The sequence below is a fragment of the Gammaproteobacteria bacterium genome (genome assembly GCA_028819075.1).
In the GTDB taxonomy this organism is placed as follows: domain Bacteria; phylum Gemmatimonadota; class Gemmatimonadetes; order Longimicrobiales; family Gaopeijiaceae; genus BD2-11.
The window spans coordinates 186,504-201,866 of record JAPPMM010000049.1 but is presented as its reverse complement, the minus strand read 5'-3'; the positions used below and the strand labels follow the sequence as shown (position 1 = coordinate 201,866).

The 15,363-nt window shown below is 68.1% G+C and carries 11 protein-coding genes and 1 pseudogene; 7 read left to right on the top strand and 5 right to left on the bottom strand.

The features are described 5' to 3' along the window. Positions 1-35 precede the first annotated feature (35 nt). Positions 36-2,174, bottom strand: a complete 2,139-nt coding sequence (gene katG / locus OXU32_13890; GenBank protein MDE0075043.1) for a catalase/peroxidase HPI — start codon at positions 2,172-2,174, stop codon at positions 36-38. A 173-nt stretch (positions 2,175-2,347) separates the two neighbouring features. Between katG and OXU32_13885 the strand changes: the two genes are divergently transcribed. Continuing rightward, entirely contained in the window at positions 2,348-3,964 is a 1,617-nt protein-coding gene (locus OXU32_13885; GenBank protein MDE0075042.1) for a M20/M25/M40 family metallo-hydrolase, read from the top strand. Here the strand turns inward: OXU32_13885 and OXU32_13880 are convergent. Further along, complete coding sequence (locus tag OXU32_13880; protein MDE0075041.1) at positions 3,961-4,782, bottom strand: VOC family protein; 822 nt, start codon at positions 4,780-4,782, stop codon at positions 3,961-3,963. The genes OXU32_13885 and OXU32_13880 overlap by 4 nt on opposite strands. A 225-nt stretch (positions 4,783-5,007) precedes the next feature. Here OXU32_13880 and OXU32_13875 point away from each other — a divergent pair, with 225 nt between their 5' ends. The 4 genes and pseudogenes from OXU32_13875 (at position 5,008) to OXU32_13860 (ending at position 7,422) form a co-directional block, all read left to right on the top strand. Then, complete coding sequence (locus OXU32_13875) at positions 5,008-5,481, top strand: redoxin domain-containing protein (GenBank protein MDE0075040.1); 474 nt, start codon at positions 5,008-5,010, stop codon at positions 5,479-5,481. A gap of 200 nt (positions 5,482-5,681) precedes the next feature. Next, positions 5,682-6,635 (top strand): aldo/keto reductase, encoded by a 954-nt coding sequence (locus OXU32_13870; protein ID MDE0075039.1) that lies wholly within the window; start codon positions 5,682-5,684, stop codon positions 6,633-6,635. A gap of 319 nt (positions 6,636-6,954) precedes the next feature. After that, a pseudogene (locus OXU32_13865) lies at positions 6,955-7,210 on the top strand (type II toxin-antitoxin system HicA family toxin). Then, positions 7,210-7,422: a type II toxin-antitoxin system HicB family antitoxin gene (locus OXU32_13860; GenBank protein MDE0075038.1), complete on the top strand. Its 213-nt coding sequence runs from the start codon at positions 7,210-7,212 to the stop codon at positions 7,420-7,422. The pseudogene OXU32_13865 and the gene OXU32_13860 overlap by 1 nt, the downstream one beginning before the upstream one ends. Positions 7,423-7,445: 23 nt before the next feature. On the opposite strand, the gene OXU32_13855 is transcribed toward OXU32_13860, so the two are convergent. Continuing rightward, complete coding sequence (locus OXU32_13855) at positions 7,446-9,860, bottom strand: DPP IV N-terminal domain-containing protein (GenBank protein MDE0075037.1); 2,415 nt, start codon at positions 9,858-9,860, stop codon at positions 7,446-7,448. A 140-nt stretch (positions 9,861-10,000) separates the two neighbouring features. Between OXU32_13855 and OXU32_13850 the strand changes: the two genes are divergently transcribed. After that, the gene (locus OXU32_13850) at positions 10,001-11,407 is read left to right on the top strand and encodes a Glu/Leu/Phe/Val dehydrogenase (protein MDE0075036.1); all 1,407 of its coding nucleotides are present in this window, start codon (positions 10,001-10,003) and stop codon (positions 11,405-11,407) included. Positions 11,408-11,426: 19 nt separating this feature from the next. On the opposite strand, the gene OXU32_13845 is transcribed toward OXU32_13850, so the two are convergent. Next, on the bottom strand, positions 11,427-13,130 hold the full coding sequence (locus OXU32_13845; protein ID MDE0075035.1) for an NAD-binding protein: 1,704 nt from the start codon (positions 13,128-13,130) through the stop codon (positions 11,427-11,429). 149 nt (positions 13,131-13,279) lie between these two features. Here OXU32_13845 and OXU32_13840 point away from each other — a divergent pair, with 149 nt between their 5' ends. Further along, a complete protein-coding gene (locus OXU32_13840) occupies positions 13,280-13,996 on the top strand; it encodes a matrixin family metalloprotease (protein ID MDE0075034.1) in 717 nt (238 codons plus the stop codon). A gap of 107 nt (positions 13,997-14,103) precedes the next feature. Here OXU32_13840 and OXU32_13835 read toward each other — a convergent pair whose 3' ends face one another. Continuing rightward, positions 14,104-15,267, bottom strand: coding sequence for a PQQ-dependent sugar dehydrogenase (locus OXU32_13835; protein ID MDE0075033.1), 1,164 nt, complete (start codon positions 15,265-15,267; stop codon positions 14,104-14,106). Positions 15,268-15,363 lie beyond the last annotated feature (96 nt).

The following is a 15,363-nucleotide window of genomic DNA, read 5'->3' as shown; positions in this document are numbered from 1 at the left end:
GATTCGGGCGAGCCTCCGGCCGAGCCGGTCAATCATCAACCCAGATCGAAGCGGTCCAGGTTCATCACCTTGTTCCACGCCGCCACGAAGTCGCGCACGAAGGCCTCCTGTCCGTCGTCGCAGGCGTAGATCTCGGCGAACGCCCGCAGCTCGGAGTTCGAGCCGAAGACGAGGTCGACGCTGGTGCCGGTCCACCTCACCTCGCCCGTCCCGCGGTCGCGTCCTTCGAACTGGTCGTCGGAACCGTCGGATGCCTGCCATTCGACACCCATGTCGAGCAGGTTCACGAAGAAGTCGTTGGTCAGCGTGCCCGGCCGGTCCGTGAGGACGCCCAGCTCCGAACCCCCCGAGTTGGCGTTCAGGACGCGTAGCCCGCCGACCAGCACGGTCATCTCGGGAGCGTTCAGGGTCAGCAGGTCAGCCCGGTCCACCAGCAGCTCCGCCGCCGGCCTTCCGCTTCCGTTCCCGGCGAAGTTGCGGAACCCGTCCGCCCTGGGTTCGAGCACCGCAAACGACTCGGCGTCGGTCTGCTCCTCGGACGCATCCGTGCGCCCAGGCGCGAACGGCACCTGCACGTCATGCCCGGCGTCCCTGGCCGCCTGCTCAACCGCCGCGCACCCGCCCAGCACGATCAGGTCGGCGAGCGACACCCGCTTCCCGCCGGATTGCGAGCCGTTGAAGTCGTCCTGGACTGCCTCCAGCACCGCGAGCACCTCCGCCAGTTCGGCCGGATCGTTCACTTCCCAGCCGTTCTGCGGGGCAAGGCGGATGCGCGCCCCGTTCGCCCCGCCGCGCTTGTCGGTTCCGCGGAAGGTCGACGCCGATGCCCAGGCGGTCGAGACCAGTTGGGATACGGCCAACCCCGACGTCAGGACGCGCGCCTTGAGCTCTACGATGTCCCGCGCGTCGATCAGCTCATGGTCGACCTCGGGCACGGGATCCTGCCAAAGCTGCGGCTCGGCGGGCACCTCGGAGCCGAGATACCGCGCAACCGGCCCCATGTCGCGATGCGTGAGCTTGTACCAGGCCTTGGCGAAGGCGTCCGCCAGCTCCTCCGGATGCTCCATGAAACGCTTGGCGATGGCCGCATACGCGGGGTCCATCGTCAGGGAGAGATCCGTCGTCAGCATCATCGGGGCGTGCGTCTTCGACGGATCGTGGGCATCCGGGACGGTTCCCACGCCGGCGCCGTCCTTCGGGGTCCACTGCGCGGCGCCGGCGGGGCTCGTCACCTGCTCCCACTCATAGCCGTGCAGGTTCTCCAGGAAGTTGTTGTCCCACTTCACCGGGTTGGTCGTCCAGGCGCCCTCGATCCCGCTGGTAACGGAATCGGGGCCCTTGCCGGTGCCGTAGCTGGTTTTCCAGCCGAGGCCCTGTTCCTCGACTTCGGCACCCTCCGGCTCGGGACCCACGTAGCGGCCGGCATCCGCCGCGCCGTGTGCCTTGCCGAAGGTGTGCCCTCCGACGATGAGCGCGACGGTTTCCTCGTCGTTCATCGCCATGCGCCGGAAGGTCTCGCGGATGTCCCGCGCCGCCGCGACGGGATCCGGCTTGCCGTTGGGCCCCTCCGGATTCACATAGATGAGTCCCATCTGCACCGCGCCGAAGGGCTCGTCGAGTTCGCGGTCGCCCTTGTAGCGCTCGTCCCCGAGCCAGGTGTCCTCGGCGCCCCAGTCGATGTCCTCAGGCGCCCACACGTCCTCGCGGCCTCCGCCGAACCCCATCGTCCTGAAGCCCATCGACTCCAGGGCGCAGTTGCCAGCGAAGATCATCAGGTCGGCCCAGGAGAGCTTGCGGCCGTACTTCTGCTTGATGGGCCAAAGCAGCCGGCGCGCCTTGTCGAGGTGAGCGTTGTCGGGCCAGCTGTTGAGGGGCGCGAAGCGCTGGGTGCCGGCGCCGCCGCCCCCACGGCCGTCGCTGATGCGGTAGGTGCCCGCGCTGTGCCAGGCCATGCGGATGAAGAGTGGCCCGTAGTGGCCGTAGTCGGCCGGCCACCAGTCCTGCGACGTGGTCATCAGCTCGAAGAGGTCCTTCCTCAGGGCCTCCAGGTCGAGCGACTTGAACTCCTCGGCGTAGTCGAAAGCCTCGCCCATGGGATCGGTCGAGCGGGCGTGGCGCTGAAGCGGCTTCAGGTTCAACTGGTTCGGCCACCAGTCCTTGTTCATCGTGTGCATCTGCTTTCTTCCTCGAGGTTGAGCGGAGCGTGTCGTCGTGGGGTGGCGGCCCACCTGCAGCGTCGGGGCCGCGTCGCGCAGTGTTGGGCGGCGTCCCGCATCGAGTGTTTTTGGGTCGTTTGGACTCTATAGTATCGGACGCGGCAGGTCCATTCCTCATCGCGGAGCGATCCATGAGGCCCTCGGTTCGAGCTGTAATCATCTGTGTTCCAGCCTTCCTCACCTCCATGACGGTTCCGTTCGAGCTGGTGGGCACGGGGGCGTTGGCCGCGCAGTCGTTTCCCTCCGACGACCCGGTGATCCGGGCGATCTGGGAGGAGGGCGTGGAGCGCTCGCAGGTCTACGAACTGGGCCAGGTGATGATGGACTCGATCGGGCCGCGTCTCACCGGTTCACCGGCCATGGTCGGCGCCAACGACTGGGCGCTGGCGAAGTACGCGGAATGGGGCATCGAAGCGTACAAGGAGCAGTACGGCACCTGGCGCGGGTGGGAGCGCGGCATCACCCACATCGATCTCATCGCGCCGCGCGTGCGCACGCTCGAGGGCATGGCGGCCGCGTGGAGCCCGGCCACGGACGGGCCGGTCGAGGCGGAGGTGGTGATCCTCCCGGACGCGGGCAGCCCCGAAGCCTTCGAAACATCGCTGTCGGAGGTGCGCGGCAAGTTCGTGCTCGTCTCACCCCCGGAGCCGAGCTGCCGCGCGCCCGACAACCTGGAGTGGTTCGCGCGGCCCGAGACGATGGCCCGCATGACGGCGGAGCGCGAGCGCGCGAGCGCGGAGTGGAGCGAACGCGTGGGGAACACGGGGTTTGATGCGCGCTCGCTACCCGAGGCGTTAAGCACAGCCGGACCCGCCGGCGTCATCCGCTCGCAGTGGTCCGAAGGCTGGGGCGTCACCAAGATCTTCGGCACCCGCGCGCAGCGGGCACCGGTTCTGGACCTGAGCTGCGAGGCGTACGGGCTCCTGTACCGGCTGGCCGAGAACGATCAGGGGCCGGTGCTGCGCGTCGACGCCCAGGCCCGCTTCCTGGGAGAGGTGCCGGTCTCGAACGCCTTCGCCGTGATCCCCGGCAGCGCCGAACCCGAGGAGTACGTCATCCTCGGAGGCCACTTCGACTCGTGGGACGGGTCGGACGGCGCGCTCGACAACGGCACCGGCGCGGTCGCCATCATGGAGGCGATGCGCATCCTCAAGAGCGCGGTTCCCAACCCCCGGCGCACCATCATCGGCGCCCTCTGGAACGGCGAGGAGCAGGGCCTGAACGGCTCACGCGCCTTCGTCGAGGACAACCCCGGGATCCTCGAGCGCACCCACACGGTGTTCAACGTCGATCATGGGAACGGGCCGGTCACTTTCATCCCCATGCAGGGATTCGCCGGAGCCGCCGGGCGCTTCGGCGAGTGGCTGGCGCAGATCCCGAGCGAGCTGTCGGACCTGGTCACTCTGGAGATTCCGGGGATGCCCGAATCGGGCGGGACGGATCACGCCTCCTTCCTGTGCGCCGGAGTGCCGGCGTTCAGCTTCCACGTCGGCGCCGGCCGCAGCGAGATGAACATTGCCGACAACCGGTGGGACACCAGCATCTACACCTGGCACACCAACCGGGACACCTTCGACAAGATCGTCGTCGAGGATCTGCGGGACGATGCGGTGATGACCGCGCTGTTCGTCTATCTGGCGTCGCAGGATCCGGAGATGATGCCGCGGGACCGGCGGGCGATGCCGGAGGGCACGCAGTGGCCCGAGTGCCGCCCGCCGGCGCGGAGTTCGGGGGTGAGCCCGCGCTAACCCCGCCCCATGTCCTCCGGCTCCGAGTGCACCGCGAAGGCCGCGCCCTGCGGGTCCAGGCACTGCGCGATGAACCCGCCTCCCGGTACCTCCATGGGTCCGTTCAGCACCGTCCCGCCCAACTCGGTGACCTTCTTCGCCGCGGCGAAGGCGTCCGGCACCCGCACGTAGTTCAACCAGGCTGACACGGGCATCTCGGGAGGCCGGTTGTAGAAGCCGCCCAGAGGGTGCGCGCCGCGGTGGAACATCTGATAGATGCCCGCCTCGCCCATGTCCATCCGGTCAGCCTCCTGCCAGCCGAACAGCTCCGAATAGAAGGCCCAGGCCGCCTCCCAGTCGGTGGTGGCCAGCTCGCGCCAGGAGAACTCGCCGAGTTGGGCCAGTTCGTCGTGCCCGGGCGTCACGTCGGAGGGCTGGTAGGCGATGAAGACCGCGTCCAGCGGATCCTTGAGCACGGCCATGCGCCCGACCTGATCGACATCGACCATCTCCAGAACGGTCCCGCCCAGGCTCTCGGCCTTCGCGGCGCACGCGTCGGCGTCCGGCGTCGACACGTACAGAAGCCAGTGGGGCGGCACGCCCGTGCTCGCGAGATGCTCGGGGAGCGCCATCATCCCGCCGATCGGCACGCCCTGATTCATCCACAGGTGATACGGGGTCCCGCCTTCACCCCACTCGCCCGTGCCCCAGCCGATCACTTCACCATAGAAGGCGGCCGCGGCCGCAGGTTCATTGGTGAGCAGTTCGTGCCAGCAGAATCGGCCGGTGGGTGTGGTCGTTGTGGTCTCGGCGGGTGTCGCAGTTGCGGTGTCGGACATGACGGGATTCCTCGGGATGTGGGGGATGGATGTCGGCAACGGGAAGGCTGTTCTGGCGCGGCTCAATCGTTGACTCGATTATGGGGCTCAACAATCTTGCCTCGATCCTCGATCGGTTCAACGCTCGCGCGATTGGCGACGCACAGGACATCAGCCGCGGTACGATACGACGCGGGCCGCGACTTGGTGTCGCCACCGCAACTCAACACGAAAGGTGACGACTTCATGACACCCATCCGCGTGGGCGCCGATGCGCCCGATTTCACCGTGTTCGCGCCCCCCGGCGGGGCGAACTTCAAGCTCTCCGAGCACCGTGGCCGGCCCGCGGTACTGATGTTTGTGCCGCTGGCCTTTACGAGCACCTGCACGGCCGAGTTTTGCCATGTCGCCGAGAATTGGGCCCACTGGGGCGAGCTTGGCGCCGACGTCGTCGGCATCAGCGTGGACTCCCCGTTCGTCAACCAGAAGTGGGGCGAGGAGATGGGCGCACCGTTTCCCATCCTCTCGGACTTCAACAAGGAAGCAGTGAGCGCATACGGAGTTCTGCAGGACGAACTCATCGGGTTGCGCGGTGTGGCCAAGCGCTCGGTCTTCGTCGTTGACGGGGAGGGACGCGTCACCTACGCGTGGGTGGCGGAGAACCCTGGCATCCTGCCCCCGTTCGACGAGATCGTGGAGGCCGTGCAGGCGGTCGCGTGACGCCCGCGGACGGGTCGGGAGCCGATGCTCCCGACCGCCGCATCCATCCGTGCCCGCGGGCGCGGTCGGCTCTAACGTAATTCTTCAGCGGTAAGGCCGCCCCGGTTGTCCATGCGGGAGAGGGCTCGCGCCTCATCCTGGAGGCGTGTGGCCGCGAAGCAGGCGATTCCCGCAACACACTCGATGTTCAGGAGAGAAAGATGACGCTCACACGACGCGACTGGCTCAGGCTCACGGCAGGCGGCGGCGCCGCTCTCGCACTCACCCCCGACCTGCTTGCGTCGCTGGCGCGCCAGGAGGTCCTGGCCCGGGCCATTCCGGGCACGAACGAGACGATTCCGGTAGTGGGGCTCGGCAGTTCCGCCACCTTCTCGCGCGTGGCGCGCAGCGAGGATGTGACCGCCATCCGCAACGTGCTGCAGACCTTCGTTGACAACGGCGGCACGGTGTTCGACACCGCCCCCGGCTACGGCGCCTCCGAGCAGGTGGCCGGCGACGTTGCCAACGAACTCGGCATCCAGAACCGGATCTTCTGGGCCACCAAGGTCAACGTGGCCGGACGCGGGGGCGGCGGGGCCGATCCGGCGGCGGCGCGCGCGCAGATCGAGCGCTCCTTCGACCGCTTCCAGTTGCCGGTCATCGACCTCATCCAGGTGCACAATCTGGGAGACCCGCCCACCCAGCTCGGCATCCTCGCGGAGGAGAAGGCTGCGGGCCGGGTGCGCTACACCGGCATCACCAGCACCAGCGAGCGGCGCTATCCCGACCTCGCGGCGATCATGCGCAACGAGCCCATCGACTTCATCGGCGTGGACTACGCCGTCGACAACCGCGCCTCGGCCGACATGATCCTGCCGCTCGCGCAGGAGCGGAACATCGGCGTGCTGGTCTACGCCCCCTTCGGCCGCACCCGCCTCTGGAACCGGGTAAGCGGGCGCGACGTGCCCGAGTGGGCCGGCGAGTTCGACGCCCACAGCTGGGCGCAGTTCTTCCTCAAGTTCGTGGTGGCGCACCCGGCGGTAACCTGCGTCACCCCAGCCACGAGCCGCCCCGAGCACATGATCGACAACCTGGGCGGCGGCATCGGCGGGCTCCCGGACGAGAGCCAGCTCGAGCGCATGGTCCAGCTGGTGGAGGATCTGCCTCCGGCGTGATCGGGTAGACAGCGCCGGTCCAGGAGCCACGGCGGCCGTACTGACGCGCGGTCGAGAGTTGGGACCACCGTCGTGCCTGGAAACCGGACATCCTCAGAGGACCGCGTCCGGCCCAGCGGGTTCCCCACCCTGGGAGGCCGCTCGAGTAGGCGGATTGTCCCCGCCCCGGGCAACGAGTCCGTTCTTGCTATGGTTTCGCCCGGCCATCCTGCCAATCATCGTGTCGAGCGGGACTTCACCCTGAATCGCCGCGGACCAATGTGGCTGGCTCGATCCTGGTGGTCTCCCACCCCATCCTTGGGCCAAAGGGATCCATCGCATGAGCCGACGCGGAGAGCTGCTGCAGAGGGTGCTCGACGGTCGCTCGGATACGAGTATCCGCTTCGACGATCTGCGTGGCTTGCTGCGGAATCTGGGCTTTACCGAGCGAGTGCGCGGAAGCCACCATATTCAGGCGGGGTGGCGTTGCCGAGAAACTCAACCTGCAGCGCGATGACGGACACGCGAAGCCCTACCAGGTTCGGCAGGTGCGTGGCGTCATTCAGAGATACGATCTCTGGGGACAACCTGAATGATGCATAAGTACGAGATCATTCTTTACTGGAGCAAGGCCGACCGCGCGTTTGTGGCCGAGGTCCCGGAGTTACCCGGCTGCATGGCCCACGGAGACACACAGCAAGCCGCTCTCAAGAACATCACGAGAGCGATGGATCTCTGGATCGATACCGCAAGGGAGTTCGGAGATCCGATACCGGAACCCAAGGGAAAGCGTCTCATGCCGGCGTGAGAACGCGTCCCGCGGCGGGGAAGCTACCCCTCCGGCCTCACGATCTCGTACTGCGGCGGCGGCTCGGCGCCCAGCAGGTGGCGCACGAAGTAGTCCCACCGCCGGCGGATGAAGTAGGGCTCGTTCAGGCCGTGGGCGCGGTCCGGGGCCCAGATCAGGTCGAAGTCGCGGTTGGCCTTGATGAGCTCGTCGATCACCTGAACCGTCATCGCCGGGTGGACGTTGTCGTCCATGTCTCCGTGCATCAGCAGCAGCTTCCCCTCGAGGTTCGCGGCGTAGGTCTTGTTGGCGGATGCCTCGAAGTTGTCAGTGCCCGTTGAGTCTTCCTCCATGACGCCCTGGTACTTCTCCGCCCAGTAGATGTTGTAGCTGCGGTTGTCGTGGTTGCCGGCGCCCGAAACCGCCACCTTGAAGAACTCGGGGAAGCGCAGGATGGCGTCGGTGGAGGCGAACCCGCCGCCCGAGTGCCCGTAGATGCCCACGCGGTCCAGGTCGATGAACGGATGGCGCGCCGCGAGCTGCCGGATGACGGCGATGTGGTCGGGGATGCCGTTGTCGATGAAGTTGCCGTAGTAGTTGTCGTGGAAGGCCTTGGAGCGGTGCGGCGTGCCCAGGTGGTCGATCTGCACCACCACGAAGCCCAGTTGGGCCAGCGCGAAGTTCTCGCCGCCGCCCTTGAACTCCCAGTCCCCGACGCTGCCCCGCTGGGGCCCGGGGTAGATGTGCGAGATGATCGGATACTTCGCGTTCTCGTCCAGATCCGGCGGCAGGTAGAGGATGCCGTAGAGATCGGTGATACCGTCCCGCGCCTTCGCGGTGAACACTTCGCCGGGGATGAATCCGATCTCCTCGATGGCCGAGATGTCCGCCCGCTCCAGCTCGCGCACGACGCGACCATCGGCCGCGGTCCGCAGCACGGTGACCGGTTCTCCCTCGACGCGCGAGTACGTGTCCACGAAGTAGCTGCCGCTCGGCGAGAACTCGATGACGTGGTTGGCGTCCTCCGGAGTGAGCAGCGTCAGCTCCGAGCCGTTGAAGCCGACCCGGTACAGGTGCGCGTAATACGGATTCCGCCCCGGCTCGCGCCCGCGGGCAGTGAAATAGATGCGCTGGCGCGCCTCGTCGATGAAGACCGCCTGGCCGACGGTCCACGGGCCGGAGGTGATGCGGTTCCTGAGGTTGCCCTGCCCGTCGAAGCGGTAGAGGTGGGCCCAGCCGTCGCGCTCCGACCACCAGATCACGTCGTCGCCGCCCTCGGACACGTACCAGGACGGGGTGCCGCCGCTCGACCCGCCGCCGCGGTGCCCGAGCGACACGAAAGTGCGGGTGGAGTCGCCCAGGATGACCCGTGAGGACCCGGTCGCAGCGTCGATCTCGGCCAGGAACACCCGCTGTGAGCCGCGCGTGAAGTAGTTGACGTGCAGGCGGGTGCCGTCCGCGCTCCACGCGGAGTCGGGGGCCGAGCCGGCGAAGGAGAGCTGGTGCGGGACGGGCGCCACCTCGACCCGGCGGTTGGCGGCCGCGCGCGGGGCGGGGACGTTTTCCGCGCCGGCGCCGTCGCCATCCTCCCCCACCCCGCTGCCGGCTGCCATCTCCGCCTCCTCCAGCTCGACGATGTGCACCGTGGGCAGCGGGATCACCGAGTCGCCCGGCAGTGCGTAGGGCTGGGAGAAGTGCCGCGGCCGCTGCGACGTGTACGAGATGTAGTGCATGTGTTCCACGTCGCGCTCGTCCCGGCGGGCCACCGCGATGTAGCGCGAGTCCGGCGACCAGGCCAGCGTGGGCGTGCGCGGCCCCGGCCCCTGCCGCTCCTGGTTGGGCCGCGGTTCGTTGTAGCCGTACGCGTAGTGTTTTTCGCCGTCGCTGGTCAGCCGGATCGAGTCCCCGCCCCCCGCCGGGCGCACGTACAGGTCGTACTCGTGCGAGAAGGCCTCCCAGCGCCCGTCGGGCGACTCCACGAAGGGCAGCCGCGAGGTGAGCGTGTCCCCCACCGTGCAGGCGTAGCCCGCGATGTCGCAGGTGAAGCGCCGATCGTTCGCCGTGAACTCGATTTCGCTCTCACTCCCGCCGAAGCTGAATATGCTGAAAGGCAGCTGGTCCGGGACGTAGCTGGTGTCGTTCGCGAGCGACATCGCTCCCGCCAGGCGGTAGTGGTCGAAGAGGGGTTCGCGGCTGCCCGCGGCCGGGTCCACCATCACGAACTCGTAGCCCGACCCCGTGTTGTTGCGGTACCAGAAGCGGTCGCTGTCCCCGGTCTCCATCCAGGTCGGGACCACCTCGGCCCCCGCGATCATGCGCTCGGTGTTCCAGGTCAGAAAGCGTTCGGCGCGGGAGTAGTCCACCTCCTGGGCGACGGCCGCCCCGCCCCCGGCGAGGGCTGCGAGAAGAGCCGCCACGGCGAACGGACGAGCGGGGGAAGCAAGGACCGGGTAACGCATGGGGCCTCCAGTTGCGTTCAGGGTGCGGGGCGTCGGGATGATTGCGGAACCCGCGCGGGGCGGGGATAATCCGTGGTGCCAATGTGCGGAGGTGCCGGAGCGCCCGGCAAACCGCCCTGACCCGAGCATCGAGGGCCCGCATGAGTGAGATCAGCTTTACCGCCCAGGTCGACCGCCACTTCTACAAGGCGGCCGCGCACACGGAACACCCTCCGGGCCTCCTCGAACAGATCCGCGTGTGCAACAGCGTCTATGCGTTCACCTTCCCCATCCGCAAGGACGACGGCACCATCGAGGTCATCCACGCCTGGCGGGCGGAGCACAGCATGCACAAGACCCCGACCAAGGGGGGAATCCGCTACGCCTCGCACGCCAACCAGGACGAGGTGGTGGCCCTCGCCACCCTCATGACCTACAAGTGCGCCCTGGTCGAAGTCCCCTACGGCGGCGCCAAGGGCGCGGTCTGCATCGACCGGCGCCAGTACTCGGACGCCGAACTCGAGCGCATCACCCGGCGCTACACCTTCGAGTTGGTCGCCAAGAACTTCATCGGCCCGGGCATCGACGTTCCCGCCCCCGACTACGGCACCGGGGCCCGCGAGATGGCCTGGATCGTCGACACCTACGAGCAGATCGCCACATCCAAGCTGAACGCGGCCGGGTGCGTGACCGGAAAGCCGATCGCGCAGGGCGGCATCCGCGGCCGCACCACCGCCACCGGGCTGGGCGTCTTCTTCGGAATCCGGGAAACCTGCCTGGACAAGGGGTTCATGAAGGACCTGGGCCTGCAGCGGGGCGTGGGCGGCAAGCGCATCGTCATCCAGGGGCTCGGCAACGTGGGCTACCACGCCGCCTGCTTCCTGCACGACGCCGGCGCCGTCGTCACGGGCATCGCCGAATACAACGGCGGCATCCGGTCCGAGTCCGGCATCGATCCGCGCGCGGCCCGCAAGCACTTCCGCGAGCACGGCTCGCTCCTGGGTTTCCCGGGGACCACCGACGTGGAAAACAGCCTGGAGTTGCTGGAGGCCGACTGCGACATCCTCATTCCCGCGGCCATCGAGAACGTGATCACCGACGAGAACGCGGGGCGAATCCGGGCCTCGATCGTCGCGGAGGCGGCCAATGGGCCCACCACCGCGGCCGCCGCGGAAATGCTTCTGGAGCGCGGCGTGCTGATCCTGCCCGACATGTATCTGAACGCCGGAGGGGTCACCGTCTCATATTTCGAGTGGCTGAAAAACCTCTCCCACGTGCGCATGGGACGGATGGAGAAGCGATTCGAGGAGGCCAGCAACCGCCGGCTGCTGGCTGCGATGGAAGCAGTGACGGGGTACCAGCTCTCCGAGGCGGTGCTGGGTACGGCGGCGAAGGGCGCGAGCGAGGAGGACCTGGTCCGCTCCGGCCTGGAGGACACCATGGTGAACGCGCACCACGCCAGTTGCGAAGTGTCGCGCCGCCACGGCGTCGACCTGCGCACCGCGGCCTACATCATGGCCATCGACAAGATCGCGCTGATCTACGCGGAGCGGGGGATCTTCCCGTAGCAGCCCGCGGAAGAACTCCCTACATGAATACGCGCTCGAACTCGTCCCGCTGCGAGGCCGTTCCCACGAAGAGCACGTGCTCGCCCCTGCGGATGACGTGCCCCGGGCGCGGGTGCGGGTTGACCACCCCGTTGCGCTCCACTGCGATCACAGCGAGCCCGGTGCGCGCCAGGATGCCGCTCTCGCGCAGCTGCTTGCCGTCCAGCGAGCGGGGGACTTCGGCGTTGAAGAGGTCGAGCCCCTCTCCGAAGATCATCGGTTCCGTGCCCCGGAGCGCGCCCAGGACCGACTGGATCTTGATCTGGGAATCGCTCACGGCGAAGTCGGCACCGGCGCGGTGGATGGCCTCGACGTTCTCGGGGTGGGTCACCCGGCTGACGATGATGGTATCCGGGTTGAGCTTCCGGCAGTAGACCGCGAGGAAGATGTTCACGGCGTCCTCGTTGGTGGTGAGCACGACGGAAGCCGCCTCCCTGATCCCGACGCGTTCGATCACCCGCGTGTCCGCGGCGTCCCCGATCACGATGTCGCTGGTCACCTCTTCGATGTTTCCCCGCAGGGTCGGGTCGCGCTCCACGATCCGAACCTCCGCCCCGCGCCCTTCCAGCGCCCGCGCCACCTCGCATCCGACCCGGCCGCCACCGATCACCAGCACGCGTCCCCCGCAGGTGATGCCCTCGCTCAGATACCCGTTGAGCGCCTCCACCTCGGCCACGTTCCCCACCGCGAGCCCGATGCAGTCCTCCCGCAGCATCGTGTCCGGAAGCCCCGGCTCCAGGTGGCCTCTCTTGGCGATGGCGGACACGGTCACGCCGGTATGCGCGCGGACCTGCGCGTCCTCCAGGGTCATCCCGGAAAGACGGGTGTTGCGGATGGGAAACTCGGCGATCGCGATCTGCTTGTAGCGGCCGACGGTCAGCGCCCGCGCCGAACCGACCGACACCCTGTTGGCCAACTGTTTGCCGAGCCTGCGCGCCGTCAGCACGACATGGTTGGCCCCGGCCAGCTCCAGCACCGCCTCCCCCTCGGGGTTCACCGCGGTGGCCACGATGGGAACGCGCTCCGACACCTCGCGCGCCGTGAGCACGATGTTGGTGTTCACCACGTCCGGCGCGTTGGCCAGCAGGAGACTCGCGCGGCCGAAGGCGCAGTTCTCGTAGGTGGCCCGCACCCCCAGGCCGCCGCGCACGACCGGCACCTTGTCCGCGTGCAGGGAGGCGGCCCGCACCGGATCGGCTTCGATCACCACGCTTTCGACTCCGGAGAGCGCGAGCCGCTCGACCAGCTCCTCGGCCACATCGTCCCAGGTGCTGATGATGACGTGCCCGTCGAGATCCGCGGGGACGCGCGTGCTCACCCTGGTCTTGAACTGGGCCTCCACCCAGGGCGCATAGAAGCGGAGGAAGGCCACCGGCAGGTAGATGAGCAGCATGCTGACCCCGGCCACCAGCACCACCATGCTGAATATTCGCCCGAGGTCCGACTGGAACACGATGTCGCCGAACCCGAGCGTACTCATGGTCGTCAGGGTCCAGTAGACGCCCGTAAACCAGTCGTGCTCCTGACCCTCGCGCGCCATCAGCAGATGGAAGATGATCGAGGAGGCGGCAACGAAGCTGACCAGCACGACCGCGAAGCCCAGCAGGTTCAGGGGCCTCAGCTGGAGGTTGTCGCGGTGGCTGCCGCTGACCAGTTCGGCGATCGCGGCGATGGTGCCCTTCATCCGTAAGGATCCCTCATTGCGTCAGGTTCTTCACGCGCTGCGAGCTTCTTCGAATGTAATGGCTCGCAAGGCCGGGGTGGAAATGCGGCCTCCGGTGCGTTGCCGCCACGCCGGTGAGCTTGCGTGACGGCCGCCCCGGATGCTACCGGTTGCGCACCGTCGTTTCCAATCCGCAGGGGGTACGGATGCTGATCCGCTCGATGTGCGAACGGGTGCGCCGCGGAGCCGGGCGTCTCTCCGCTCTGATGGGCGTCTCCATGCTCGGCGCCACGGCTCTCGCCTCGCAGGCGGCAGCCCAGGACGACCCGGGTCCCGGCGAAGCCATCCCCTACTTCATCGACAACGGGGTCGGCATCCCCGGATACCAGCCATCGGATGACGAGTTGGCCCGCGCGGCTTTCGAGGCCTGGGCGCGGGAGAGCGGCGGTCGGCTGGGGTTCGTGGAAGCGGACTCGGAGGACGCGCTCATCCACGTGGTCTGGATTGATCCCGGGAGCGGTGTGTACGGGGAAATGCGCACCGTCCTGGTCGACGGCCGGCCGCGGGCCCTCCTCTACGTGACGCCCAGCGTCGACCTCCAGGGACCTGCCATCGCGCGCCTGGCCGCGGACGACCCGCTCCTGCGGGACACGATCGTCTACCTGACCTGCGTCCATGAGCTGGGGCACGCGATCGGGCTGCCGCACACCGCCGATTTCGAAGACATCATGTACTCGTTCGCCTACGGCGGCGACATCGTGCGCTACTTCATGCGCTACCGGGAGCGGCTCGCGAGCCGGGCCGACATCGCGAACCACTCCGGGCTGTCGCCGGGCGACCGGGCCGTCCTCCACGGCCTGTTCCCGCCGCCGGATCGGCGCCGTTAGACGCGGCCCGTCGCGGGGGCTTTCCGTCTCAGACGCCAGCTACCGGCCGTCCGGGGCCGCGCTCGACCATCTTCAGCAGCCCGTGGATGAAACCGCGCGAGGCGCCCTCAGCGTCCGTCGGCGGGCTCCAGCCGGACAATCGATGTCGGCTGCTCGTCGCGGTGGTCGATGGCGAGGTAGATGAGGCCGTCCGGGCCCTGGCGCACGTCGCGGATCCGCCCCATCCCGTACACCAGCGTCTCCTCCCGCTGCACGGTCTCGCCGTCCATGACCAGGCGCGCGAGCTGCTCGAGCGCCATGCCGCCGGCGAAGATGTCGCCCTGCCAGCGCGGGAAGGCGTCCCCAGTATAGACCATCAGGCCGGAGGCGCCGATGGACGGCACCCAGACGTGGCTGGGGTCCGCCATGTTCTCGTCCATGGTGCCCTTGTGGATGGCGAGTCCCGAGCGGTAGTTGACGCCGTAGCCCACCACCGGCCAGCCGTAGTTCTCGCCCGGCATCACCAGGTTGAGCTCGTCGCCGCCCTGGGGTCCGTGTTCGGTCTGCCAGACGGCGCCGGTCTCCATGTCGATGGCCAGCCCCTGCGCGTTGCGATGACCGTAGGCCCAGATCGACGGTTCGATGTCCGACCGACCCAGGAAGGGGTTGTCGGAAGGGACGCTGCCGTCCTCGTTGATGCGATTCGTGGTTCCGTGGTGATTGGACGGATTCTGGGCCGGGTGCGCCTCCAGGTCCCCGGAAGGGGGCGCCTGGCGATCGCCCACGGTGACGAACAGGGTGCCGTCCGGATGGAAGGCGATGCGGGCGCCGTAATGGCCCCGCCCCTGCGAGTTCGCCAGGAAGATCTCCCGCTCCGGGGTGAAGACGTCGTTCCGGAAGGTTCCGCGCAGCACCGAGGTGGTGGAGCCCCCATCGACCGCCTTGGCGTAGCTGATGAAGAGGACGTTGTTGTTCGCGAAATCCGGGTGCGGCAGCACGTCGAAGAGCCCTCCCTGGCCCTGGTCGACCACCTCCGGCACGCCGGACACGGGATCGGGCAGGAGGGAACCGTCGCGGACGATGCGCAGTCTGCCGGGCTTCTCCGTGACCAGCATGTCCCCGTTGGGCAGCCAGGCCATCGACCACGGGCGGATCAGGCCCGCGGCCACAGTCACCACGCGATAGTCGTGTTCGAGCGAGCGAACGACGCCCGACTGCGCCGAGGCGGAGGTCGGAGCCAGCGCCGCCAGCAGAAGTCCGGCGGCGGCGAGCGCGAAGAAGGAGCGGGCCATCTGAGTTCTCCTGTAAGGGTCCAAGTCTCTCTGGAATGTTATCGCAGCGATGGAATGCGGGCGAGTGGGGACGATGCGACCAGCGCTCCGGCTGCC

What these genes read in the sequence shown, in the direction of transcription:
- OXU32_13845 (MDE0075035.1), bottom strand. Translation starts at nt 13,130, where the DNA reads ATGAAGGGCACCATCGCCGCGATCGCCGAACTGGTCAGCGGCAGCCAC.
- OXU32_13860 (MDE0075038.1), top strand. Translation starts at nt 7,210, where the DNA reads ATGCATAAGTACGAGATCATTCTTTACTGGAGCAAGGCCGACCGCGCG.
- OXU32_13850 (MDE0075036.1), top strand. Translation starts at nt 10,001, where the DNA reads ATGAGTGAGATCAGCTTTACCGCCCAGGTCGACCGCCACTTCTACAAG.
- OXU32_13870 (MDE0075039.1), top strand. Translation starts at nt 5,682, where the DNA reads ATGACGCTCACACGACGCGACTGGCTCAGGCTCACGGCAGGCGGCGGC.
- OXU32_13875 (MDE0075040.1), top strand. Translation starts at nt 5,008, where the DNA reads ATGACACCCATCCGCGTGGGCGCCGATGCGCCCGATTTCACCGTGTTC.
- OXU32_13835 (MDE0075033.1), bottom strand. Translation starts at nt 15,267, where the DNA reads ATGGCCCGCTCCTTCTTCGCGCTCGCCGCCGCCGGACTTCTGCTGGCG.
- OXU32_13880 (MDE0075041.1), bottom strand. Translation starts at nt 4,782, where the DNA reads ATGTCCGACACCGCAACTGCGACACCCGCCGAGACCACAACGACCACA.
- OXU32_13885 (MDE0075042.1), top strand. Translation starts at nt 2,348, where the DNA reads ATGAGGCCCTCGGTTCGAGCTGTAATCATCTGTGTTCCAGCCTTCCTC.
- OXU32_13855 (MDE0075037.1), bottom strand. Translation starts at nt 9,860, where the DNA reads ATGCGTTACCCGGTCCTTGCTTCCCCCGCTCGTCCGTTCGCCGTGGCG.
- katG (MDE0075043.1), bottom strand. Translation starts at nt 2,174, where the DNA reads ATGCACACGATGAACAAGGACTGGTGGCCGAACCAGTTGAACCTGAAG.